General features: G+C 65.4%; 22 protein-coding genes and 1 tRNA gene. 15 read left to right on the top strand and 8 right to left on the bottom strand.

The annotated features are described in order from the left end of the window. Position 1: 1 nt before the first annotated feature. Complete coding sequence (locus tag ABIC94_RS23150; RefSeq protein ID WP_354375322.1) at positions 2 to 1,228, top strand: lipopolysaccharide biosynthesis protein; 1,227 nt, start codon at positions 2 to 4, stop codon at positions 1,226 to 1,228. A gap of 63 nt (positions 1,229 to 1,291) precedes the next feature. On the opposite strand, the gene ABIC94_RS23145 is transcribed toward ABIC94_RS23150, so the two are convergent. The 3 genes from ABIC94_RS23145 to ABIC94_RS23135 form a co-directional block, all read right to left on the bottom strand. Further along, the gene (locus ABIC94_RS23145) at positions 1,292 to 4,405 is read right to left on the bottom strand and encodes a YjbH domain-containing protein (RefSeq protein ID WP_436318089.1); all 3,114 of its coding nucleotides are present in this window, start codon (positions 4,403 to 4,405) and stop codon (positions 1,292 to 1,294) included. After that, the gene (locus ABIC94_RS23140) at positions 4,402 to 5,025 is read right to left on the bottom strand and encodes a YjbF family lipoprotein (protein WP_354375320.1); all 624 of its coding nucleotides are present in this window, start codon (positions 5,023 to 5,025) and stop codon (positions 4,402 to 4,404) included. The genes ABIC94_RS23145 and ABIC94_RS23140 overlap by 4 nt, the downstream gene beginning before the upstream one ends. Positions 5,026 to 5,159: 134 nt before the next feature. Beyond that, a complete protein-coding gene (locus ABIC94_RS23135; RefSeq protein ID WP_354375319.1) occupies positions 5,160 to 5,453 on the bottom strand; it encodes a hypothetical protein in 294 nt (97 codons plus the stop codon). Positions 5,454 to 5,749: 296 nt separating this feature from the next. Here ABIC94_RS23135 and petA point away from each other — a divergent pair, with 296 nt between their 5' ends. The 6 genes from petA to ABIC94_RS23105 all read left to right on the top strand — a co-directional run bounded on the left by petA (position 5,750) and on the right by ABIC94_RS23105 (position 10,053). Continuing rightward, the gene (gene petA / locus ABIC94_RS23130) at positions 5,750 to 6,364 is read left to right on the top strand and encodes a ubiquinol-cytochrome c reductase iron-sulfur subunit (RefSeq protein ID WP_354375318.1); all 615 of its coding nucleotides are present in this window, start codon (positions 5,750 to 5,752) and stop codon (positions 6,362 to 6,364) included. A 14-nt stretch (positions 6,365 to 6,378) separates the two neighbouring features. Further along, positions 6,379 to 7,815, top strand: a complete 1,437-nt coding sequence (locus ABIC94_RS23125; protein ID WP_354375317.1) for a cytochrome b — start codon at positions 6,379 to 6,381, stop codon at positions 7,813 to 7,815. 29 nt (positions 7,816 to 7,844) lie between these two features. Next, the gene (locus tag ABIC94_RS23120; RefSeq protein ID WP_354375316.1) at positions 7,845 to 8,618 is read left to right on the top strand and encodes a cytochrome c1; all 774 of its coding nucleotides are present in this window, start codon (positions 7,845 to 7,847) and stop codon (positions 8,616 to 8,618) included. Positions 8,619 to 8,713: 95 nt separating this feature from the next. Continuing rightward, positions 8,714 to 9,325 (top strand): glutathione S-transferase N-terminal domain-containing protein, encoded by a 612-nt coding sequence (locus ABIC94_RS23115; protein ID WP_062473683.1) that lies wholly within the window; start codon positions 8,714 to 8,716, stop codon positions 9,323 to 9,325. A 30-nt stretch (positions 9,326 to 9,355) separates the two neighbouring features. Further along, positions 9,356 to 9,943: a ClpXP protease specificity-enhancing factor gene (locus tag ABIC94_RS23110; RefSeq protein WP_354375315.1), complete on the top strand. Its 588-nt coding sequence runs from the start codon at positions 9,356 to 9,358 to the stop codon at positions 9,941 to 9,943. A gap of 34 nt (positions 9,944 to 9,977) precedes the next feature. Beyond that, positions 9,978 to 10,053: transfer RNA gene (locus tag ABIC94_RS23105), tRNA-Thr, on the top strand. Positions 10,054 to 10,148: 95 nt separating this feature from the next. Here the strand turns inward: ABIC94_RS23105 and ABIC94_RS23100 are convergent. Continuing rightward, positions 10,149 to 10,550 carry a hypothetical protein gene (locus ABIC94_RS23100; protein WP_354375314.1) on the bottom strand — a complete coding sequence of 134 codons (402 nt, stop codon included), beginning with the start codon at positions 10,548 to 10,550 and terminating at the stop codon, positions 10,149 to 10,151. Positions 10,551 to 10,703: 153 nt separating this feature from the next. Here ABIC94_RS23100 and ABIC94_RS23095 point away from each other — a divergent pair, with 153 nt between their 5' ends. Next, a complete protein-coding gene (locus tag ABIC94_RS23095; protein WP_354375313.1) occupies positions 10,704 to 11,492 on the top strand; it encodes a YoaK family protein in 789 nt (262 codons plus the stop codon). On the opposite strand, the gene ABIC94_RS23090 is transcribed toward ABIC94_RS23095, so the two are convergent. From ABIC94_RS23090 to ABIC94_RS23080, 3 genes are all read right to left on the bottom strand, one after another. After that, on the bottom strand, positions 11,467 to 12,486 hold the full coding sequence (locus ABIC94_RS23090; RefSeq protein ID WP_354375312.1) for an SDR family oxidoreductase: 1,020 nt from the start codon (positions 12,484 to 12,486) through the stop codon (positions 11,467 to 11,469). The genes ABIC94_RS23095 and ABIC94_RS23090 overlap by 26 nt on opposite strands. 116 nt (positions 12,487 to 12,602) lie before the next feature. Next, entirely contained in the window at positions 12,603 to 14,324 is a 1,722-nt protein-coding gene (recJ, locus tag ABIC94_RS23085; RefSeq protein WP_354375311.1) for a single-stranded-DNA-specific exonuclease RecJ, read from the bottom strand. Continuing rightward, positions 14,321 to 15,289 (bottom strand): hypothetical protein, encoded by a 969-nt coding sequence (locus ABIC94_RS23080; RefSeq protein ID WP_354375309.1) that lies wholly within the window; start codon positions 15,287 to 15,289, stop codon positions 14,321 to 14,323. Before ABIC94_RS23080 ends, recJ begins: the two co-directional genes overlap by 4 nt. Before the next feature lie 89 nt (positions 15,290 to 15,378). Here ABIC94_RS23080 and ABIC94_RS23075 point away from each other — a divergent pair, with 89 nt between their 5' ends. From ABIC94_RS23075 to ABIC94_RS23065, 3 genes are all read left to right on the top strand, one after another. After that, positions 15,379 to 16,635, top strand: coding sequence for a lipoprotein-releasing ABC transporter permease subunit (locus tag ABIC94_RS23075; RefSeq protein ID WP_354375308.1), 1,257 nt, complete (start codon positions 15,379 to 15,381; stop codon positions 16,633 to 16,635). Next, positions 16,628 to 17,335 (top strand): lipoprotein-releasing ABC transporter ATP-binding protein LolD, encoded by a 708-nt coding sequence (lolD, locus tag ABIC94_RS23070; RefSeq protein ID WP_354375307.1) that lies wholly within the window; start codon positions 16,628 to 16,630, stop codon positions 17,333 to 17,335. The genes ABIC94_RS23075 and lolD overlap by 8 nt, the downstream gene beginning before the upstream one ends. A 92-nt stretch (positions 17,336 to 17,427) precedes the next feature. Beyond that, positions 17,428 to 18,021: an ATP-dependent Clp protease proteolytic subunit gene (locus ABIC94_RS23065; protein ID WP_354375411.1), complete on the top strand. Its 594-nt coding sequence runs from the start codon at positions 17,428 to 17,430 to the stop codon at positions 18,019 to 18,021. Positions 18,022 to 18,037: 16 nt separating this feature from the next. Here the strand turns inward: ABIC94_RS23065 and ABIC94_RS23060 are convergent, their stop codons facing one another. Then, positions 18,038 to 18,424 (bottom strand): RidA family protein, encoded by a 387-nt coding sequence (locus tag ABIC94_RS23060; RefSeq protein ID WP_354375306.1) that lies wholly within the window; start codon positions 18,422 to 18,424, stop codon positions 18,038 to 18,040. 186 nt (positions 18,425 to 18,610) lie between these two features. Here ABIC94_RS23060 and ABIC94_RS23055 point away from each other — a divergent pair, with 186 nt between their 5' ends. From ABIC94_RS23055 to ABIC94_RS23040, 4 genes are read left to right on the top strand one after another with little or no spacing between them, the layout of a single operon-like run. After that, the gene (locus tag ABIC94_RS23055; protein WP_354375305.1) at positions 18,611 to 20,185 is read left to right on the top strand and encodes an ABC transporter substrate-binding protein; all 1,575 of its coding nucleotides are present in this window, start codon (positions 18,611 to 18,613) and stop codon (positions 20,183 to 20,185) included. A 43-nt stretch (positions 20,186 to 20,228) separates the two neighbouring features. Then, entirely contained in the window at positions 20,229 to 21,170 is a 942-nt protein-coding gene (locus tag ABIC94_RS23050; RefSeq protein WP_354375304.1) for an ABC transporter permease, read from the top strand. A gap of 13 nt (positions 21,171 to 21,183) precedes the next feature. Next, positions 21,184 to 22,023, top strand: a complete 840-nt coding sequence (locus ABIC94_RS23045; RefSeq protein ID WP_093020034.1) for an ABC transporter permease — start codon at positions 21,184 to 21,186, stop codon at positions 22,021 to 22,023. Further along, entirely contained in the window at positions 22,023 to 23,060 is a 1,038-nt protein-coding gene (locus ABIC94_RS23040; RefSeq protein ID WP_354375303.1) for an ABC transporter ATP-binding protein, read from the top strand. Before ABIC94_RS23045 ends, ABIC94_RS23040 begins: the two co-directional genes overlap by 1 nt. The last annotated feature ends 20 nt before the right edge of the window (positions 23,061 to 23,080 follow it).

Genomic DNA, 23,080 nt, shown 5'->3' with positions numbered 1-23,080 from the left:
GATGGCGTCTTTCTCCGGAATTCGGAAGCGTCTGGGGCCGATCTATGCAGTTGCAGATCAATGCATCTATAGCGCGAGCCAGCTGCTGCTGAGCTTTGCGCTGGCCCGGGTGTTGTCGCCTTCGGATTTCGGTATTGCTTCGGCTTTCCTGGCGATCGTCAGTTTCCAGTACATCCTGCATACGGCGGTGGTGCATGAGCCGTTGCTGATCAAGCGCTACTACGCGGATCGCTCCGCCGCCTGGTGGAGTTGGGCGCTCGTTGTCGCGGTGTCTGTTGCCGGCTTTCTGATCTGGCAGTTCACCGGGTTTCCGGGGCCGCTGAACTGGGCCGGCGTGGCCTTGATCGTTGGCTACGAGATATTCTGGATTTCTCGCAGTGTTTTGCTCGTGGGGCGCCGGTTCGCAGTGCTGTGCGTGTCCGGTGTCCTGATCTGCATCGGCTATGTGGCGGTCCTGGTCGGCTTGAGACCGGCGACGTGGACACAGGCCTTGCTGTGGATTGCCGTCATTCAGCTGCCGTTCCTGGTCCTGATTGCCAGGAGCCTGAAGAATGTGATTGCGCCCCTTCCGGCGCCGGCCGGCGCGCAAACCTTGACCATCAGGGAAGCCACGGCCTATGGGTGGAAGGCAAGCCTGTCGCAGCTCATGAGCTGGATCATGACGGGTGGCGCCATATTGCTGCTGGGCTCCTCGGCGGATTCCGCGCAGGGCGGGTTGCTGAAGATCTACATCACGTTTCTGCTGCCCATGCAGTATGTGCTGCTCGCGCTGGGCTACTACATCCTGCCGAAGCTGGCGGCCAGCTGGAAATCAGACGACCGTAAAGACGCTTTTCGCCTCTTCATCAAGTTCGTCGTCTTCGGCTTCGTGGTCGCGGAGATCGGCGGCGTCCTGTTGGGCCTGCTGGGGCCTTACCTGGTGGTTCTGGCATTCGGCAAGAACTACGGTGGAATGGATTTCTCACCGTTTTTCTATGCCCCCGCCATCTTCGGTCTCACGATGTGCCTGAGAACGGGGTTCAGGGCCGCCGCGCGGCCTGGCGCTCTTTTGTGGTGCTCGATCTTCGGGGCGCTGGTGTTCGCGGCGTGCATGCTCGCGGCCAGGCCGCCGATTTCCTATATCCAGACCATCAATGCCATGACACTGGGCTTCGCCTGCATGGCGGCCATGATGATCGGCTGGCTGTTCTTCATCATGCGCGAAGACCGTTCCGGTCGAACCGCCTGATCTCTTTTTCGAAGAAGGCCCGCCGCACGGGTGAGCGCGGCGGGGTTTGACGGAAGCGCCGTGTCAGCGCGGCCGGTCGAAGTTCAGGATGTTGTCGCCTGTGCCCGGCGTGCCGCTGTCCGGCGGGCTGAACTTGAAGGCGCTCGGGTCGCGTGCGGAAGTCATCTCGTAGAGCGGGTGGATCCGGCCCAGGCGCGCACCGCCGTCGCGCACCAGCGGTGCCCACGCGAAGTTGGCGGTGAACTTGTTCGAGCGCGGCAGCAGCGCGTCGAAAGGCACCGAAATGTAGATGCCCTTGTCGAAGCTGCCTTCGCCGAACTGCCTTGCCGACACATTGGTCTTGGTGGCGTAGGCGCCAAGCACCACGCCGTTGTCGAAGCGGCGGCTGATGTCGATGGTGACGCCGCGATCACCCGCCAGGTACTGGCCCGCGCTGATCTTGGCCAGCACGCCGTTCCAGCCGGTGTCCCAGTAGAGGGTGGCGTGGCCCGTGTTCACCTTGTAGTCGCGCAGGCCGAAGTCCTGCTCGAAGTCGCGCTGCCGCACATGGTTGAAGTCGACGCCAATGGCCATCCGGCTGCGCCACGGCCGGTAGAGCCATTCCGCGCCGACGCCTGCATACATGCTCTCCAGCGCACCGCCGTACACGCTGTAGTACTGGTTGTCCGTCAGCCTGCCGACGTGCGTCAGTTGCAGCACCGGCATGGTCAACCGTCTCGCGGTGGCGTACTCGCGCTGGAGGGTTCGTACACGGGGCATGTTGCTTCCCGCCGTGTAGGTGAACTTGTCGAAGTTGTCGAGCAGGCGCAGGTTCAATGCACCGTTCACCCAGGTGCTCGGAGTGAAGCGGTATTCCGCCACCGCCTGCACGCCGATCTGGTAGAGCACGAATGCGTTGGGGCCGCCGAGAATCTGGCCGAGACTGGGCGTGAGGCCGATGCTGAACTTCGAGGTGCGCCGCTCCCACGGCGCCAGTGCCTTGTCGTCCACGATGCCGGAGGCGTCCCTGGATGCGGCGGCCGTATTGGCGCCCTCGGCCTTCGGGATGTTGACGGCCTGAAAGTCGGAGCCCACCGGCGGCGCATAGTCGCGCTGGCTGGCCGCGCGAGCTTCACTGGGCGTTTGCGTCTGGTAGTGCGCTGTGACCCATTCGTTCCGGTCGACCACTTGCGCGTGCATCGGCAAGCCTCGTTCCGAATAGTGAAGCACGAAATTCTTGATCGAACCCGGCGCATCGCGATGCAGCACGGCAATGATCTGCTCGACACGGGCATTGCGATAGACGGTGGCGCTTTCGGTGATCCACACGTGCAGCATCTGGCCCTGCGGCGCAATGCGTTGAACGGTCCACTCCGTGCGGCTCTCGATGTCGGCCGCGGTGGCCGCCCAGCCCGGGGAGGTGGCGGGCGGTGTCGGCGAAAAGCTCGGTGCCGGAGGATCCGCTGTCTTGGTCATCTGCATCTTTGCCAGATTGGTGTGCAGCGTGACGCCCACCATCACCTTGTTTCCGCGCTCGAGGCCGGCCGAGAAAGTCACGCCCGGTGAGTAGCGGTACTCCAGGCCGATGTTGAAGGGGGAGCGCCGCGGCTGGTCGTTGTTGAGCGGTTCGTTCTTGTAGTTGTTGCCTTCGAATTCGAGCTTGAGCGTCAATGGATCCCAGGGCGTGTGCCATTGCACGCCGCCAAAAAGTGCGGTGGGTCCGCGAAAGAGCCGGCCGAAGTTGGCGCCGCCCCACGTCGTCTCGCTGATGCGGGTCTTGAAGCGACTGCTCAGCAGACCGAAGGGGTTGCTGATGTTCCCGCTGCTTCCCATGTAGCCCCAGCCGATGCCGAGGCTGAAATCCAGGTCGCCGTGGCGCTTGCTCGCCACGAGGTACTCGGACGAAAAGAGACCGGTACCGCCGATGTCGCGAAAGCCGAGGGCCACTTCGGGAAGGTAGGCCGACTCTTTCCAGAGCCGCGCCTTGACGTCGATGCTCTTGTCCTTGTAGTCCTGGTTGCTGAGGCCGACCCCGTAGATCCGGTTGCCGATGGACGTGTAGCGGAAACCGGCTTCCAGCCAATCCAGCGGCTGGAACATCACGTTCAGCCGCGTATAGGGCGAGACATGCGTGAGCGAAGTGCGCATGTCCCCCGCCTGACCCATGCGGGCCGTGGGCGTCTGCAGCAAGCCGGTTTCGCCCCAGTCATTGCCGCTGGACTGCAACGCGCGGTACTGCGGTGCCGCCTCGGGACGCACTGAAACCGTGGTCGGCTGGAATGGCGTGGCCGATGCCGATGCCGATGCCGATGGCGCGGCGGGGTCGGGTGGAATTCCGGCCGGTGGCGTGAGTGGAAGTGCCGTAGCCGCAGCAGCGGCGGGAGCCACAGCCGACGGCTCTGCTGCCACGGCCACGGCGCCGCCTTGCGGCGACGGGCCCTGCGTGGCCAGGAACTTGATCATGCCCTCGGAAACGGCATCCAGGTCGACCATGCCGCGTGGCGCTGCCCAGACCCATGCGCCGGGCGCAGGCTCGTCCGAAAGATGCGCATTCCACTTCGCCATGCCGACGCGGGCAGTGCGGCCGTCGGGCTGCGCTACCCAGGCCCAGTCGTGCTTGCCTTCGGGGTCGCAGGCCGCCACGTAGTCCCATGCCGTGCGGCCGGGCTCATGGGCCACCTGGCAGAGCTGCCCATCGGGCTGCACCACCGAAATCGTCTTCAGTGCCGGCGGTGGCGCAATGAGTTGCTGGCCCGCCGTCAGCACCGGGTCTTCTTCCGGATGCGCCTGGAGCCAGCGCGGGTCCACGATGCCGAGCGCAACCCGGCCGGTCACGGGAAGCTTCTGCAGCCATGCGATCAGCTGCTGGCGTTGAGCCTGTTCGTCCCGGGGCGCGCGCCGCCTGGCGGCCTCGAGCCGCAGCAGCACCTGGTTCTTCAGAAACTGCTGCGCCAGGCGCTCCTGCGGAACGCGCCACGAGAGGCCGGGTGCCGCTGTCTCGGTCGGCTGGCGAAGCAGCCAGGCACTCAGCCGCTCGCCGGGGCGAATGTCGGCATCGTTGGTGGGGGTCTTGTTGTCGACGGGGCTGCTGCCCAGAGGCTGGGCCCCGGCGGCGCAACTCGCCGCCAGCGCGCAGGCCACCGCGGCGCGAAGAGGCCAGGAATGTCTGCCAGAGCCACGGGGAAGCGAACGGCTCATGTACCAGCGCTCGCCGCTGCGACGGGTGCTGGGGGGGAAGGCGTCCACTGCTCGAAACTCATACACAGATCATTGGAAATACATTGCTCGGAGTAAACGACCCGAGGGATACCGCCCGCTTGCGAGACGCCGAAGCGCGCGGGAGGCAAGGAAGCACTTGCCGGCCGGGAAGCGCTGCGCTCCTCGTACCAGCGCAAGGAAGCAGCAGCCGTGCCAGCCAGGGCGACTTGCTGCGGTGCGGCAATGGGCGTCAGCACGATTTCGTCCCGAATGCCGAAACGGTAGCCGGGCATCATGTCGCGCTGGCGCTGATAAGTTCTTGCCGGCTGCGGGCTGTTCGCATCGCCGGTCCACGCGGGCAGGCCGAAAAAGCGCACTTCCCGCCAATCGGTCGAGAGGCCGGTGGTTCCCACGACGCGTCCGTCGAGCAGCTTGACGACTTCGCCGCTCCCGCTGTACCAGACTTCGACGGCACCTTCGGGGCGCTTGTCGATATAGCCGAGCACCATGAATACCGTCTGCTCGCCGATAGCGACGCGCAAATAGCGGTAATTAGGATTAAACGTGGGCGAGGGCGCTGCAGACGTGCCGTTATAAATATGCCGCGCCGTGGCCAGCATGGCGGAAGATCCGGAAGAACAGCCGCCAACGCCCAAAAGAAATGCTGACAAAAGACAGCATTCAACAAGTCGCGTGGCGTGGCCAACGCGCGGACTTTTCAGCGAATGCCCTCCCGCCAGGAGGGCCCGCACGGTTAATTCGTGCCGGTGGTGCCTGTGCCTGTGCCCGTGCCGCCAGTACCGCCCGTGCCGCTGCCGCCGCCGCTGTTGCCGCCGTTTCCGCTGGCAACAGCAGCTGCCAGCCCCACGCTGGCAGCAACGCCGCCAGCTTGTCCGGCGGTGATGCGGCCCGATGCGGAGTTGGCTGCGCCCGTGGCACTTGCCGGTTGCGGGCCAGGCGTTTGAACCGGGGGCGGCGTTTGCGCCAGCGCCGAAGAAATGCTCAGGGTCGCAATGACGGTTGCGTAAACCAGTGGCTTGATTCTCATGGCAAACATCCTCTCGAATTGACGATTAACAGTTGGGGCAAGATTAGCAGTTAGCGAAGTGTGCCGCAACTAATTTAGCCCTTTTGCCGCCCTATACAGTTGCAAATCGTTGTGTCGAAATGTCTTGTAAATAAGTTGCAAATAAATACTAATTAGTTGTTCTTAATAAGCCTTTCGCGGGCGTTGGTGGAGCCCATTCGCGCGTGCTCCGGGCCGGCGGCGTTGAATATGCCCGCAACAGCCCGCTACAATCGCCGGTTGACCCTGCTCCAGCGAAGAAGACTTAGAGGATCCCCATGAGTGACATGACCTCCGGTTCCCCCCGGATCGACACAAGCAAGCGGACGTGGTTAATCGCATCCAGCTGTGCCGGCGTAGCGGGAGGCGTGGCCACCGCGATTCCCTTCGTGAGTACTTTCCAGCCCTCCGAAAAGGCCAAGGCCGCGGGCGCTGCGGTCGAGGTGGACATCGCAGGCCTCAAGGTCGGCGAGAAGATCACCGTCGAATGGCGCGGCAAGCCCGTCTGGATCCTCAAGCGTTCGCCCGATCAGGTTGCCGAGCTTCCCAAGCTCGACGGCCAGCTGGCCGATCCGCTCTCCAAGCGGCACCCCGACGAATTCACGCCCGAATACGCACAGAACGCGCACCGCTCCATCAAGCCCGATGTGCTGGTGGTGGTGGGTATCTGCACCCACCTCGGCTGTTCGCCGGTCGACCGCCTGCAGGCCGGCCCGCAGCCCTCGCTGCCGAACGACTGGGAAGGCGGCTTCCTGTGCCCCTGCCACGGTTCCACCTTCGACCTGGCCGGCCGTGTCTTCAAGAACAAGCCCGCGCCCGACAACCTGCCTGTGCCCCCGCACATGTACCTGTCCGAGACCAAGCTGCTCATCGGCGAAGACAAGAAGGCCTGAGGCAGAAGAAGAACATGGCTGAATTCCACGAAATTTCCCCCAATGCGCCCGCCGGCGAGAAGCTTCTCAACTGGGTCGACAACCGTTTCCCGCTGACCAAGCTCTGGAACGACCAGTGGGGCAAGTACTACGCGCCGAAGAACTTCAACTTCTGGTACATCTTCGGTTCGCTCGCGATGCTGGTCCTCGTGATCCAGATCGTGACCGGCATCTTCCTCGTGATGCACTACAAGCCCGATGCGAACCAGGCGTTCGCTTCGGTCGAGTACATCATGCGCGACGTGCCCTGGGGCTGGCTCATCCGCTACATCCACTCGACGGGCGCCTCGGCGTTCTTCATCGTGGTGTACCTGCACATGTTCCGCGGCCTCATGTACGGCAGCTACCGCAAGCCGCGCGAGCTGATCTGGGTCTTCGGCTGCGCGATCTTCCTGTGCCTGATGGCCGAAGCCTTCATGGGCTACCTGCTGCCCTGGGGCCAGATGAGCTACTGGGGCGCCCAGGTGATCGTGAACCTGTTCGCCGCCATCCCGTTCATCGGTCCTGACCTGGCGCTGCTCATCCGCGGCGACTACGTGGTGAGCGACGCAACGCTCAACCGCTTCTTCAGCTTCCACGTCATTGCCGTGCCGCTGGTGCTGCTCGGCCTCGTGGTGGCCCACCTGATCGCGCTGCACGAAGTGGGTTCCAACAACCCCGACGGCATCGAAATCAAGGCCAATCGCGGTCCCGACGGCCATCCGCTCGACGGCATTCCGTCGCACCCGTACTACACGGTGCACGACATCTTCGGCGTGGTGGTGTTCCTCACGATCTTCTCGGCCGTGATCTTCTTCGCGCCGGAAGCGGGCGGGTACTTCCTCGAGTACAACAACTTCATTCCGGCCGATTCGCTCAAGACGCCGAACCACATCGCTCCGGTCTGGTACTTCACACCGTTCTATTCGATGCTGCGTGCAACCACCGACGACATGGTCAACGTGTTCGCGCTGATCATCGGCGCTGCAGCCATCCTGAACTTCGTCAAGGGCAAGTCGGGCACCGCGCTGAAGATCGCGATCGTCGTCGTGGCGGCCGTGGCCATCTTCCTGCTCAAGGCCTTCGACGCCAAGTTCTGGGGCGTGGTCGTGATGGGCGGCTCGGTCATCATCCTGTTCTTCCTGCCATGGCTCGACAAGAGCGAGGTCAAGTCGATCCGCTATCGCCCGAGCTGGCACAAGTATGTCTACGGCGTCTTCGTGTTCCTCTTCCTGATCCTGGGCTACCTGGGCATCCAGGCGCCCGGCGTCTGGGGCAGCCTGGTCATCGGTTCGTTCGCGCTGGACATCGCGCAAACCATCTCCCAGATCGGCACGCTTTTCTACTTCGGTTTCTTCCTGCTCATGCCCTGGTGGAGCAGCAAGGGCGAGTTCAAGCCCGTGCCTGACCGCGTGACCTTCGCCGCCCATTGAGAAGCCCAAGAGAGCTCGAGAGAAACACGATGAAGAAAAGCATTTCTGGCTGGCTCGCGGTTGTGGGTCTGGCACTGGGCCTGACCTTTTCCGCGGTCGCATCGGCCGAGTCCGGCGGCCTGGCTTGGGACAAGGCGCCCAACAAGACCACCGACGTGGCCTCCCTGCAGAACGGCGCCAAGCTGTTCGTCAACTACTGCCTGAACTGCCACTCCGCGGCTTTCATGCGCTACAACCGCCTGCAGGACATCGGCATTACCGAGCAGCAGATCAAGGACAACCTCCTGTTCTCGACCGACAAGGTCGGCGAGACCATGAAGGCCAACATCGACGCGCGCCAGGCCAAGGACTGGTTCGGCACGATCCCCCCTGACCTGACGCTGGTGGCGCGTTCGCGCGCCGGTCATGGCGGCACGGGTGCGGACTACCTCTACACCTACCTGCGCACCTACTACCGCGACGACACCAAGGCCACCGGCTGGAACAATCTTGTGTTCCCGAGCGTTGCCATGCCCAATCCGCTGTGGGAACTGCAGGGCGAACGCCGCCCGGTCTACACCAAGGTCGAGCAGCACGGCCATGCAACCGAAGTGTTCAAGGGCTGGGAGCAAGTCACCCCCGGCACCATGACGCCGTTGCAGTTCGACAATGCCGTCGGCGACCTGGTGAGCTACCTGCAATGGATGGCCGAGCCTGCACAGAACACGCGCATCCGCATCGGTGTGTGGGTGCTGTTGTTCCTCCTCGTGTCGTTGGTCTTCGTGTGGCGACTGAACGCCTCGTACTGGAAAGACGTCAAGTAGTTCCGTCCACGCCGACTGCGCGCCTCGTGCGTGCGGTCCCGCAGAGTGGGTTGCCAACGCGACCCACTCTTTTTGATTTTTAGGAGTCTCTCGCCATGATGGTCTTGTATTCAGGAACGACCTGCCCCTTTTCCCACCGCTGCCGCTTCGTGTTGTTCGAGAAGGGCATGGACTTCGAAATCCGCGATGTCGATCTCTACAACAAGCCCGAAGACATCAGCGTGATGAACCCGTACGGCCAGGTTCCGATTCTGGTCGAGCGCGACCTGATCCTGTACGAGTCGAACATCATCAACGAGTACATCGACGAGCGCTTTCCGCACCCGCAACTGATGCCTGGCGATCCGGTCGACCGCGCGCGCGTGCGCCTGTTCCTGCTCAACTTCGAGAAGGAACTGTTCGTGCATGTGGCCACGCTCGAGAACCGCACCGCCAAGGGCAACGAGAAGGCGCTCGAAAAGGCCCGCTCGCACATCCGCGATCGCCTCACGCAGCTTGCACCCGTGTTCCTCAAGAACAAGTACATGCTGGGCGACAATTTCTCGATGCTCGACGTGGCCATTGCGCCGCTGCTCTGGCGCCTGGACTACTACGGCATTGACCTCAGCAAGAACGCGGCGCCGCTTCTGAAGTACGCTGAGCGCATCTTCTCGCGTCCGGCCTACATCGAAGCACTGACGCCTTCCGAAAAGGTCATGCGCAAGTAAAACTGCGTCAACCGTTCTCCGCTGTCTTTCATGATCAACGCGCTCGAGTCGTCCTCCACCCGCCCGTACCTCATCCGGGCGCTGTACGAATGGTGCACCGACAACGGGTTCACGCCCTATGTCGCGGTGCAGGTCGACGACACCGTCCAGGTGCCGCGCGAATACGTGAAGAACGGCGAGATCGTGCTGAACATCAGCTTCGACGCGACCAGTTCGCTCAAGCTCGGCAACGACTTCATCGAGTTCAAGGCCCGGTTTGCCGGCAGCGCGCGCGAAATCATCGTGCCTGTGGGCCGGGTGATTGCGATCTATGCGCGTGAAAACGGGCAGGGCATGGCCTTCCCGGCGCCTGTGGCCGCGGGCAGCGGTGCCGAGGGCGGCGGCGGATCCCCGGAGGCCGCGCACGCGCCCCAGGGGCCCGCACGCATGCCGCTGCGCGATGCATCGCGCGGCACCGAAGGCGATGCCGGCAAGATCGTTCACCTGGTAACGGGTGAAGATGCGGACGAAATGGTCGATGCCGGCGACGACGCCGGTTCGTCCATCGACCCCACCGATGAGCCGCCGCGCCCTCCGATGGGTGGCGGCAGCCGCCCGTCGCTCAAGCGCGTGAAGTAGGCCGGTTCCGCACCGCTAAAATCCCAGGATTCGTGCCGCTTTAGCTCAGTTGGTAGAGCACCCGCCTTGTAAGCGGAAGGTCGTCAGTTCGATTCCGACAAGCGGCACCATATCGAAGAAGATCCCGGAAAGGCATTCGCCTTGGCCGGCAAGCAAAAAGGGGCGATTTCTCGCCCCTTTTTCATTTTTTGGCGGCTGACAGAGATCAGCAACGGCCTTTCTTGGCTTGTCCCGGAGGGCAGTGCGGGTGTCCGCCGCCGCCGTGGTCCCCGCCATGGTCGGCGTGGCGAGGCCTCTCCGCGCGGCGCCAGTTGCCTTCCATCCATCGCCACCCGCCGTCCGCCTGAACCCAGCGGCCAGGCGCATAGGCGTAGTCCGGCCGTGCGGCCTGCCAGAAGCCGGCACGCCAGACATAGGCGCGCTGGTTCCATTGCCAGTGTCCCGGCACCCACACCTGGCTTGCCCTGGGGCCCGGCATGGGCTCATACCGGGGCGCGGGAGGCGCAACCTGAACCAGGGGCAGGTTGATGTTGACCGAAACCTGCGCCGCGGCGGGCAGGGCAGCCGCGACGAGCGCGGCGGCCACCAGAAGAGCTGGGACTTTCATTGGAACCTTTGAATATGTGAACACGCATGCACAACGCAGGCCGGTGCAAAGTGTAATCAGCACATTCCTCAGGTTGGGCTGTATGAAAACCATGGTACGCAGCGTCGTGGCCGTTCCTGCCGGTGCTAGAGTCGAAACGCAAGTTGCACGCTGATGCGCAGACTCCGCTTTCTTACCCACCGGCACCGCGCCCCTTCCACGAACCGGGTGCTCGGCCTGCTGTTGGCCTTCAACGCCGGCGCGGTCAATGCGGGCGGATTCCTCGTGCTGCACATGTACACCTCGCACATGACGGGCTTTGCGTCGCAGTTCGCCGACGGGCTGGTGCTGGGCAACACCAAGCTGCTGCTGAACGCGCTGGGCGCCATTCTGGCCTTCGTTTCGGGCGCCGCCGTTTGCGCGATTCTCGTGAACTGGGGCCGCCAGCACCACTTGCGCAGTGTCTATGCGGTACCGCTGCTGCTCGAGGCCGCGCTCATGTTTCCGTTCGGCTTGATAGGAGCCATTACGCTGACATGGCCCACCCCGTTTGCCGTGCCGCTCACCGTGCTGCTGCTTTCGTTCATCATGGGCTTGCAGAACGCCGTCGGCTCGAAGACCTCCGGAGGGAGCATCCGCACCACCCACATGACAGGCAACATCACCGATCTGGGCATGGAGCTGGGAAAGCTGCTCTACTGGAACCGCCATGCGACGCCCGCGCGTGCGATGGTGCGCCACAACCGCCGCCGGATGCAGGCGGCGGGCGGGTTGATCGGCATGTTCGTGCTGGGCGGCGTTGTCGGTGCGCTCGGCTTCAGCTACGTCGGCTTTGTGTGCGTGGTGCCGCTCGCGGCATTGTTGCTTGCCATCTCGGTGCCGCCACTCATGCGGGACGTGCCACGCTCCAGGACATTGCAGAAACTCCTGGGGGCATTCAGACGGCACCCACGCTGCCTGTGATCGGCAACACAATGCCCGTGATGTAGCTGGCGCAGCACGGAGCGGCCAGGAACACATAAGCGGGGGACAGTTCCTCGGGTTGCGCCGGCCGATGCATGTCGGTCTTCTTGCCGAAGTCTTTCACCTTTTCAGGCGGGCTGTCCGCCGGGTTCAATGGCGTCCATACCGGCCCCGGCGCCACCGCATTCACGCGGATGCCCTTCGGCAAAAGGTTGCTGGCGAGCGACTTGGTGAAGGCGTGGATCGCGCCCTTGGTGGTCGAGTAGTCGAGCAGGTGCGCGCTTCCCTCCAGACCGGTGACCGAGCCGGTATTGATGATCGACGAGCCCTGGCCCAGGTGCGGAACCGCGGCGCGCGCCATCTGGAAGTAGCCGAACACATTGGTCCTGAGCGTCAGGTCGAAGCGCTCGTCGGTAATGTCCTCGATCGAGTCCGCGTGCAACTGGAAGGCCGCGTTGTTCACGAGGATGTCGAGCTTGCCGAATGCTTCGACCGTCCTGTCGACCGCCTCGCGGCAGAAAGCAGGGTCGCAGACGTCGCCCTTGATCACGAGGCAGCGCGCACCTTCAGCCTCGACGTAGCGCCGCGTTTCCTCGGCATCCTCGTCTTCCTCCAGGTACGCGATGGCCACGTCGGCGCCCTCACGGGCATAGAGCAGCGCCACGGCGCGTCCGATGCCGGAATCGCCACCCGTGATCAGTGCCGCCATGCCTTCGAGCTTGCCGCTGCCCTGGTAGTCCGGCGCCTCGAAGCGGGGGCGCAGGGCCATCTCGGCTTCCAGGCCGGGCTTGCTCAAATGCTGTGCCGGCATGGGGTTGGCCGGCTGGGGCCGCGGCCCTGCTTGCGCAGGCTGGCCGGACTTCTTGGCGGCGGGCTTTGCGCTGCCGTCTTTCGCGTCTTGTGCACGCTGAACCGCACGGTGTTTGGACGCCGCCGTGTGGGCCGTCCCTCCGGACTTGGTTGATCTTGCGGGTGATGCAGTGGTCGATTTCATGGTGCCTGGGCTCCTCATGTGAATGACCACCGTAAAACTTCGCTGCCTGGCCTGCGTAGGAATCCATCCCGAATGCACGCCCGCCGTGTCGTGCGATACGCCCACCCCGGGGCGAGCTAGATTTCCGCGCCCTCGACCAGGAAGCGCACGCGCCGCACGCCCTGCCATTCATCGGCGTCGAGCCTGAAGGCCAACTTCACGCGCGCGGGCAGCGGCTCGGTATGGCCGAACCAGATGCCGTCGACCGGCTGCCCCTGGTGCCGCAGCTTGAGCGCCAGGTGCTTTTCGCCCACGAGGCGCTGCGACACCACCTCCACTTCCTCGCTGAAGGTGGGCGGCGCGAAGCCCTGGCCCCATACCTCGCGGTGCAGCGTGTCGACCAGGTCGATGCGCATGTACTCGCGTGCCAGCGGCCCGTCGGTGTCGAGGCGGCGCGTCAGCGTGGCCGCATCGAGCCACTCGTGCGCCACCTCGGCCAGCGCCTGTTCGAACACCTCGAATTTCTCCCGCGCCACCGTGCAGCCGGCCGCCATCGCATGGCCGCCGAATCGCAGCAGCACGCCCGGGTGGCGCTTGGCCACCAGGTCGAGTGCATCGCGCAGGTGAAAGCCCGGGATCGACCGGCCCGAGCCCTTGAGTTCATGCTCCTTGCCCGGCGCGCCGCTCGCGGCAAACACGAAGGTCGGACGGTGAAAGCGGTCCTTGAGCCGCGAGGCCACGATGCCGACCACACCTTCGTGAAAGTCGGCATCGAACACGCTGATGGCGGCCGGCGGTGCCTCGCTGCCGTCGGTCGCGGGGCCGAACAGCGATTCGGCCAGCAACAGCGCCTGGTCGCGCATGCCGCCCTCGATGTCGCGCCGCTCGCGGTTGATGCCGTCGAGCATGCGCGCCAGTTCGTCGGCGCGGCCCGCATCGTCGGTCAGCAGGCATTCGATGCCCAGCGTCATGTCGGCGAGCCGGCCGGCCGCATTGATGCGGGGGCCGAGCGCAAAGCCGAAATCGAAAGTGGTGGCCACCGCGGCGTTGCGTCCGGCTGCCTTGAACAGCGCCGCAATGCCCGCCGGCAGCGCGCCGGCGCGAATGCGCCGAAGGCCCTGCGCAACGAGGCGGCGGTTGTTGGCGTCGAGCTTCACCACGTCGGCCACCGTGCCCAGCGCCACCAGCGGAAGCAGCACGTCGAGCTTGGGCTGCGTGGCCGCCGTGAAGATGCCGCGCGTGCGCAATTCGGAGCGCAGGGCCAGCAGCACATAGAACATCACGCCCACGCCGGCAATGCTCTTGCTCTCGAAGCCGCAGCAGGGCTGGTTGGGATTCACCAGCACATCGGCGGCCGGCAGTTCGGGGCCGGGCAAGTGGTGGTCGGTCACCAGCACCTGCAGGCCGCGCGCCTTGGCGGCGGCCACGCCCTCGACGCTGGCAATGCCGTTGTCGACGGTAATCAGCATGTCGGCACCGCTGTCGGCCACGCGCTCGGCGATGGGCGGCGTGAGGCCGTAGCCGTCGACCACGCGGTCGGGCACCAGGTAGCTCACGTTTTTTGCGCCGAGCAGGCGCAGGCCTCGCACCCCGACGGCGCAGGCGGTGGCACCGTCGCAGTCGTAGTCGGCGACGATGCACAGGCGCTTGCCCTGCGCCATGGCATCGGCCAGCAGCACCGCGGCCTCGCGCGTACCGTGCAGCGTGTCCGGCGGCAGCAGGCGCGCCAGGCCGTCGTCGAGCTCGTCCTTCGCCAGCACGCCGCGCGCGGCGAAGAGGCGGGCCAATAGAGGGTGCACGCCGGCCTGCTCCAGCGCCCAGACCGAGCGGGGCGGAATCTCCCTTGCGATGATTTTCATAGGGCCTCGAGCACGGTGGCGGCGCGCGTCCGGTCGAACAGGCTCCGGGCCCAGCCCATCAGCCCGCGCTGCTGCACCGCGTAGCATTGCGCCGCGCGGTCGCCGCACAGCGTGAGCGTCACGTCGGCACCGGCGGTGTAGTCGGCCAGCAGGCCGGCGACGGCGCCCGCATCCAGTGCCTGCCACGCTTCGGCCCAGCCGGGGCCGTCGTCGCGCAGCGCGGCTATGCGCAGCGCGTCGCTCACTGTCGGCTCGGGCGCGGCGGACGAAGGTATTTCCGCCTGCAGCGCGCCGGTGCCGCTGAGCCAGAAAGAGTTGATAGGCGGTACGCCGCGGGCGGCGCGGTCGTCGTTCACGCGCTGGGTGTAGAGCAGCATCTGCATTTCGTTCTGGAGGCGGCGCAGCGGCCGTGCGGCCTCGGCCAATGGCGACCACTGCGAAATCGGGTGGCCCACGGCCCTGTCGATCGATGCCGTTGCCAGGCCGTTGAAGATAGGCGCGCGCGCAAGCCAGCGGCCTGGCGTGGGCGAGGGGTGCAGCGCAATGCCGTCTTCCTCGAAGAAAGGAAGTGCGGCGGCCAGCAGCGCGGCCGATTCGGCGGCGTCGATCTCGATGGCGGCCGGGTCGCCCAGCACCACGTCGTCGATGCCCACTTGCCAATTGCACAGCGAAACGAGGCCCCAGCCTTCGCGGTCGCCGGGCCCGGCGATGCCGGCCTGCCTGGCTTCCAGCGCAGCCCAGGGAATGCAGCCGTCGGGTGCGGAAATGCCCAGCGCCCCCGCCAGCGCCCGTTCGTGGGGCGGTGAGCGCGTGCTTTCGTCTTGCGTATCGGTCTGCGCGAGCGAAAGCCGGGAGAGCAGGGCCTCGAGATTGGGCAGCCGAAGCGATGGCAGTGCCGCGCGGCATGCCGGGGAACCGCGGCCGGCAAAGGGGATCAACAGGTGACGTGGGAGAGGTTCGGCCATTTCCCCATTGTCCGGGATGCCACAATCCCGGGATGAAACGCCCCCCAGCGTCGTGGGACGCGCGAAGCGCGTTGGAATAACCAGGATATATGCGACTTCCTTATGAACTGCAGCTCGGCTGGCGCTATACGCGCGCAGGCCGGGCAACACGGCGCAACGGCTTCATCTCCTTCATCTCGGGCGTGTCGATGCTCGGCATCGCATTGGGGGTGGCGGCGCTGATCATTGTGCTCAGTGTGATGAACGGCTTCCAGAAAGAAGTGCGCGACCGCATGCTCGGCGTGGTCTCGCACATCGAGATTCTTTCGCGCGACGGCCAGGCCCTGCCCGACATCGACGCCATCATGGCGGCCGCGCGCAAGAACCCCGAGGTGATCGGCGCGGCGCCCTTCATTGCCACGCAGGCGCTCATTGCGCGCGGCGAGGACATGAAGGGCACGCTGGTGCGCGGCATCGTGCCCAAGCTCGAACCCGAGGTGACCGACATCGACAGCACGGCGCAGAAGGGCACGCTCGACAAACTGGTGCCGGGCCAGTTCGGCATCGTGCTCGGCGGCGAGCTGGCGCGTTCGCTCTTCGTGCAGCCGGGCGACCAGGTCACGCTGGTGGCGCCGGGCGGGCAAGTCACGCCGGCGGGCGTGGTGCCGCGGCTCAAGCAGTTCACCGTGGTCGGCACCTTCGATTCGGGCCACTACGAATACGACTCGGCGCTGGCCATGATTCACGCGGAAGACGCCCAGCGCGTGTTCCGTCTCGACGGGCCCACCGGCATCCGCATCAAGCTCAAGGACCTGAACGAGGCGCGCGACGTGGCCGACCAGATGGCCGTCACGCTGCCGGGCCAGTTCCTCATTCGCGACTGGACGCGCCAGAACAAGACATGGTTCGCGGCCGTGCAGGTCGAGAAACGCATGATGTTCATCATCCTCACGCTCATCGTGGCGGTGGCGGCCTTCAACCTGGTGTCCACGCTGGTGATGACGGTGACCGACAAGCGCGCGGACATCGCCATTCTGCGCACGCTGGGCAGTTCGCCGCGCAGCATCATGGGCATCTTCGTGGTGCAGGGTGCCATGGTCGGCGTTATCGGCACCGTGGCCGGGCTGCTGCTGGGGCTGGGCATTGCCTACAACATCGACGTGATCGTGCCCGCGCTCGAGCGGCTTTTCCACGCGAGCTTCCTGCCCAAGGACATCTACCTGATCAGCAAGATGCCGAGCGATCCGCAGCGCAGCGACATCATGCCGATTGCCATCATTTCGCTGGTCCTGGCCTTCCTGGCCACGCTGTATCCGAGCTGGCGCGCCAGCCGCGTCAACCCCGCCGAGGCCCTGCGCTATGAGTGAACAACAAGCTACCGCCACGCCGGGGAACGGCGTGGTGCTGAAGGCGCGCGGCCTCACCAAGCGCTTTCACGAAGGGCGCATCGACCTCACCGTGCTGCACGGCGTCGACCTGGACGTGCGTGCCGGAGAAACGCTGGCCATCGTCGGCGCCTCGGGCTCGGGCAAGAGCACGCTGCTGCACCTGATGGGCGGGCTCGACGGGCCCACGGCGGGCAAGGTCGAACTGCTCGGCAAGGACATCGCGCATGCCGACGCGGCCGAGCAGGGGCGGCTGCGCAACCAGCACCTGGGCTTCGTCTACCAGTTTCACCACCTGCTGCCCGAGTTCAGCGCGCTCGACAACGTCGCAATGCCGCTCAAGATCCGGCGCATGGCACCCGCGCAAGCGGCGGCGGCGGCCACCAAAATTCTCGAAAGCGTGGGCCTGGGCGAGCGCCTGCATCACCGGCCGGCCGAGCTCTCGGGCGGCGAGCGCCAGCGCGTGGCCATTGCGCGCGCGCTGGTCACGCAACCGGCCTGCGTGCTGGCCGACGAGCCCACGGGCAACCTCGACCGCAACACGGCCGACACCGTGTTTGCGCTGATGATCGAACTCGCGCACAAGCACCGCACGGCCTTCGTGATGGTCACGCACGACCAGGAACTCGCAAGGCGCTGCGACCGCGTGCTGCAACTGGTGGCGGGACGGCTGGCGGGTTGAGTTGATGCCGCTTGCCACGGCGAATGCGATGTCGGCGAAACTGTCTGTCTGTTCGGCAAGATGCCGTTCAATCACAGGAGTGCTTCTTGATCATGGAAACCGACGACGACACCACGCCCGCCGCCACCGCGGAGCCGCGCAATTCCTACCTGGAAGAGAAAGCCTTCAAGTCGCGCACGCTGCTGATCTTCGGCAGCATCACCGACTCGGTGGCCGCCGACGTCACGCGCAGGCTCATCGCGCTCGACGCCGACAGCCAGGACAAACCCATCGACATTCTGGTGAGCTCGCCGGGCGGCCACCTGGAATCGGGCGATGCCATTCACGACATCGTGCGCTTCATTTCCGCGCCGGTGAACATGATCGGCACCGGATGGGTCGGCAGCGCCGCCACGCATCTCTACCTCGCAGTACCGCGCGAACGGCGCGTGTGCCTGCCCAATACGCGCTTTCTCATTCACCAGCCGAGCGGCGGCGCGGGCGGGCAGGCGACCGACATCGCGATCCAGGCGCAGGAGATCATCAAGGCCCGCCATCGCATCGCACACGAAATTGCGCGCGAAACCGGCAAGCCGATCGATGTGGTGCTGGCCGACATCGAGCGCGACCGCTGGCTCTCGGCTGCGGAGGCGGTCGAATACGGGCTGGTCTCGCGCATCATCCAGCGCAAGACCGAGCTGCTGTAGCAGCTGCCGGGGCCGATTACCTGGGCTTGTAGGCCACGACGTCGATCTCTACCTTGGCGTCGACCATCAGGCGCGCCTCGGTGGTCGAGCGCGCCGGCTTGTTTTCACCGAAGTAGCTCATGTAGATGCGGTTGAAGGCACCAAAGTCGCGCGCGTCCTGTAGCCAGACGGTGCTCTTGCACACGTCGTCGAGCGTGGCGCCGGCCAGCGCGAGCACCTTCTTCAGGTTTTCCATCACCTGGCGCGTTTGCGCCTCGATGCCGCCCACCACGATCTCGCCTTCGGCATTGGCGGGCACCTGGCCCGACACATAGACGAAATCGCCGGCGCGCACGGCCGGGGAGAAGGGGCGGGCCTGGCGGTCCGAGGCGACGGGCGGGGCACCGAGGTATTCGAGCGGCATGGGGAAACTCCTGAAGTGAGAAAAGAAGAAAAGAGGATCGCAAGTATCGATCCAATCTGAAAATTAGTTTCAGAAAACCCTTGAATCAAGGGTTAACACGGATGATTTGGCATGAATACTGCTTCAAAGTCCGGGCCGAAAAGAAAATTTCTTTCACAACCTGCCCGCCCCATGAAGGAGTCCCCCATGCCTTACGCCGGTCTTGTCCAGCGCCTGCCGCACCTGTCGAAGCGCAGCCTGCTGGGTGCTTCCCTGCTCGCGCTGCTGTGCGCCGCGCTGCCTCACCAGCAGGCCCAAGCCCAGGGGCCGCGCAACTTCGCCACGCTGGCGATGGTCGCCGAGCCGCAGACGCTCGACCCGATGGCCTCCACGGCCGACCTGGTCGGAACCATCATGCAGCACGTGTACGAGACCCTCTACACCTTCGACGCCAAGTGGAACGTGGTGCCGATGCTGGCCGAGACCATGCCGAAGATCTCGGCCGACGGCAAGACCTACGCCATTACCCTGCGCAAGGGCGTGATGCTGCACAACGGCCGCGAACTCAATGCCGACGACGTGGTGGCCAGCCTGCAGCGCTGGATGGACCAGTCGCCGCGCGGCAAGGCCGTGGGCAAGGAAATCGAGAGCCTCAAGGCCAAGGGCCCGCTGGGCGTGGAGATCGTGCTGAAGGCGCCGTATGCGCCGCTGCTCTCGCAGCTCGCGCTGCCCAGTGGCATGGCGGCCATCATGGCCAAGGACTCCATCGCATCCCCGCTGAAGGATTTCGTCGGCACCGGCCCCTACAAGTTCAAGGAGCGCCGCCCCGACCAGTTCGTGCTGCTCACGCGCTTCGACAAATACGCGGCGCGCAAGGAGCCGGCAAGCGGCTACGGCGGCAAGCGCGAAGCCGCCATCGAAGAGCTGCGCTTCGTGCCGGTGCCCAACGCCAGCACGCGCGTCGAAGGCGCCCTGGCCGGCCAGTACGACTTTGCCGACCTGCTGCCGGTCGAAGCCCTGCCGCGCCTGGAGAAGTCGGGCGGCAAAACCGTGCCGATCATGACGCCGTCGTTCGGTTTTCCGTATCTCGTGCTCAACACCAAGGAAGGCGTGGCCGCCAACCAGGCCCTGCGCCAGGCGATCCAGTCCGCGCTCGGCGAAGGCGAAATGCTCGCGGCCGGCTTCGGCGACACGCGCTTCTTCGTGGCCGAAGGCAACCACTTCCCCAAGGGCTCGCCGTTCTATTCGACCGCCGGCACCACGCTCTACAACGAGCGCAACGCATCCAAGGCCAAGGAGGCCGCGGCCAAGGCCGGCTACAAGGGCGAGCCGATCCGCGTGCTTACCAGCCGCCAGTACGACTTCCACTACAACATGTCGCTGCTGATGGCCGAGCAGCTCAAGCGTGCCGGCTTCAAGGTCGACCTGAACGTGGTCGACTGGGCCACGCTGGTGCAGCGCCGCAACGACGCGAAGCTGTGGGACATCTACGTGACGCACTCGGGCCAATTCCCCGAGCCGATGCTTTCGCCGCCGCAACTCGGCGACGGCGCGCCCGGCTGGTGGGACACGCCCGCCAAGAAATCCGCCCTCCAGGCCTTCAATGTCGAAAGCGACCCGGCCAAGCGCGGCGCGCTGTGGGGCAAGGTGCAGCAGGTGGTCTACGAAGAAGTGCCGTACATCAACGTCGGCAAGTTCAACGGCCTTTCGGCCAAGAGCCCGGCGCTGGACAACTACCAGCCGGCCACCTGGCCCTTCTTCTGGAACGCCCGGATCAAGTAATGGAGCCGTCCGCTTTCGCATCGGCTCGACAAGACTGCACCCCATGATCCGCTACATCGCCTCCCGCGCCGCCGGCATGCTGGTGGTGCTCGCCATCGTGGCGGTGCTCGTCTTCGTACTCACGCGCGCGGCCTCGGGCGATCCGGTTTCGGTGCTGCTGGGCGACCAGGCCACCGCGGCCGACATCGCCCGCGTGCAGAAGGAATACGGCCTCGACAAGCCGCTGCCCGTGCAGTTTGGCTACTGGCTGCGCGAAGTGCTGCAAGGCAACCTCGGCACCTCGATTTTTCTGCAGCGACCGGTGACGCAGGCGCTGTGGGAGCGCGCCGAGCCCACCACGCTGCTCGCGTTGATGGCCGTGGCCATTGCCGCGCTCATCGGCGTGCCGTGCGGCATCGTCTCGGCGGTGTTCCGCGGGCGCGTGGTCGACCAGTTGTTCACGGGCATTGCGATGCTCGGCGCCAGCATTCCGAGCTTCTGGCTCGGCATCGTGCTCATTCAGATCTTTGCCGTGTCGTTCGGTTGGTTCCCGGTGTCGGGCTACGGCGCGCCCGATGCGCCGTTCACCGAGCGGCTGCACGCGCTGGTGCTGCCCGCCACGGTGCTGGGTTTGCTGAATTCGGCGCTCATCATCCGCTTCACGCGTGCCTCGATGCTCGACGTGCTCGGCGAAGACTACGTGCGCACCGCGCGCTCCAAGGGCCTGAGCGAAAGCACGGTTGTGCTCAAGCATGCGCTGCGCAATGCGCTGGTGCCCATCGTCACGGTGATCGGCCTCACGGTGGCGCTGATGATCGGCGGCGCGGTCATTACCGAGACCGTGTTCGGCCTCCCGGGTGTCGGCAACCTCGTGGTGAGCGCGGTGCTCCGGCGCGACTACCCAGTGATCCAGGGCGCACTGCTCGTGATCGCCGCGATCTACGTGCTCATCAATTTCTCCATTGACCTGCTGTACGCCGTCGTCGATCCGCGCGTGAAGGTCTGAGAGCAACAACAACATGCAAATGCCCCGAATGCTCCGCCAGCTGATGCATCGCCGCATCGTGATGGTCTCCGCACTGGTACTGCTGGTGATTGCGGTGCTCGCCATCGGCGCACCGCTGTTCGCCTCCATCGATCCCAACGACACGGCGGTGCTGCAGCGCCTGAAAGGTCCGAGCGCCGAGCACCTGCTGGGCACCGACGAGCTCGGCCGCGACATGTACTCGCGCATCGTTCACGGCGCGCGCTACTCGCTCGCCATCGCGGCGCTCACTGCGCTGGGTTCGGTCATCGCCGGTACCGTGCTGGGCCTGATGGCCGGCTTCTTCCGCCGGCTCGACACGCCGCTGATGCGCGTGGTCGACGCGATGATGTCGTTCCCCGACATCCTGCTTGCCATTGCGCTCGTGGCCATCCTCGGGCCTTCGCTCATCAACACCGTGCTCGCGCTGGTGCTGGTGTACACGCCGCGCGTGGCGCGGGTGGTGCGGGCCTCGACGCTGGTGGTGCGGGAGCTGCTGTTCGTCGAAGCCGTGCGCGCGCTGGGCGTGCGCACCTCGCGCATCCTGTGGCGGCACATCCTGCCGAACCTGATGTCGCCGATCCTCGTGCAGGTGTCGTTCATCTTCGCCTACGCCATCCTGGCCGAGGCGGGCCTCTCGTTCCTCGGCGTCGGTGTGCCGCCGGAGATTCCGACCTGGGGCACCATGGTCGCGGGCAGCCAGCAGTACGCGCATCAGGCCTTCTGGGTGGTGCTGTTTCCGGGGCTCGCCATCATCTTCACTGCGCTTTCGCTGCAACTGCTGGGCGACGGCGTGCGCGACCTGCTCGACCCCAAACTGAAGAAGACGCTGTGATGACGAACGCCACGAACATACCGCGTCTGCAGGTGAGCAACCTGAGCACCAGCTTTCCCACCGAAGACGGCCTCATCCGCTCGGTGGCCGATGTGAGCTTCTCGATCCAGCCCGGCAAGACGACGGCGCTGGTGGGCGAATCGGGCTCGGGCAAGTCGGTGACCAGTCTCACGCTGATGCGCCTCTTGCCCAAGACCGCGAACGCACAGGTCAGCGGCTCGGCCTCTTTCGTCACGCGCGAAGGCAAGACGCTCGACCTGCTGCAGATCGGCGAACGCGAGATGCGCAGCCTGCGCGGCAACCAGCTGTCGATGATCTTCCAGGAGCCGATGACCAGCCTGAACCCGGTCTTCACCATCGGCGAGCAAATTGCGGAGAGCGTGCGACTGCACAAGGGCCTCGACCGCAAGGCGGCCATGGCCCATGCGCTGCGCATGCTGGAGCTGGTCGAGATTCCGGCGGCGGCGCAGCGCATCCACGAGTACCCGCACCAGCTCTCGGGCGGCATGCGCCAGCGCGTGATGATTGCGCTGGCCATGGCGTGCGACCCGACGCTGCTGATTGCCGACGAGCCCACCACCGCGCTCGACGTGACCATCCAGGCGCAAATTCTCGAGCTCATGCGGCGGCTGCAGGCCGAGACGGGCATGAGCATCCTCTTCATCACCCACAACCTCGGCGTGGTCGCACACCATGCGGACGACGTGGTGGTGCTCTATGCCGGCCGCGTGGTCGAGAGCGCGCCCGTGCGGCCGCTGTTCGCGCAGCCCGAGCATCCGTACACGCAGGGCCTGCTGGCCTGCCTCCCGGGCAAGGCGCGGTTGCCGGGGCAGCCCAAGCCGAAGCGGCTGTTCGCGATTCGCGGGCAGGTGTCGAGCCCGCTTGCGCCGCCGCCGGGCTGTGCTTTCGAGCCGCGCTGCGACCATGCGCTGCCGGGTTGCAGGGAAGCGATTCCGCCGTTGATCGATATCCGCGAGGGCCGCCAGGCACGCTGCATTCGCGTGCAGCCGGACGCCCAACTTGCGAGGGCCGCATGAGGCGCCCGCTGCTGCCCCTG

It is taken from the genome of Variovorax paradoxus, assembly GCF_040544635.1.
GTDB classification, from domain to species: domain Bacteria; phylum Pseudomonadota; class Gammaproteobacteria; order Burkholderiales; family Burkholderiaceae_C; genus Variovorax; species Variovorax paradoxus_R.
This window is presented reverse-complemented; position numbering and strand designations above follow the sequence as displayed.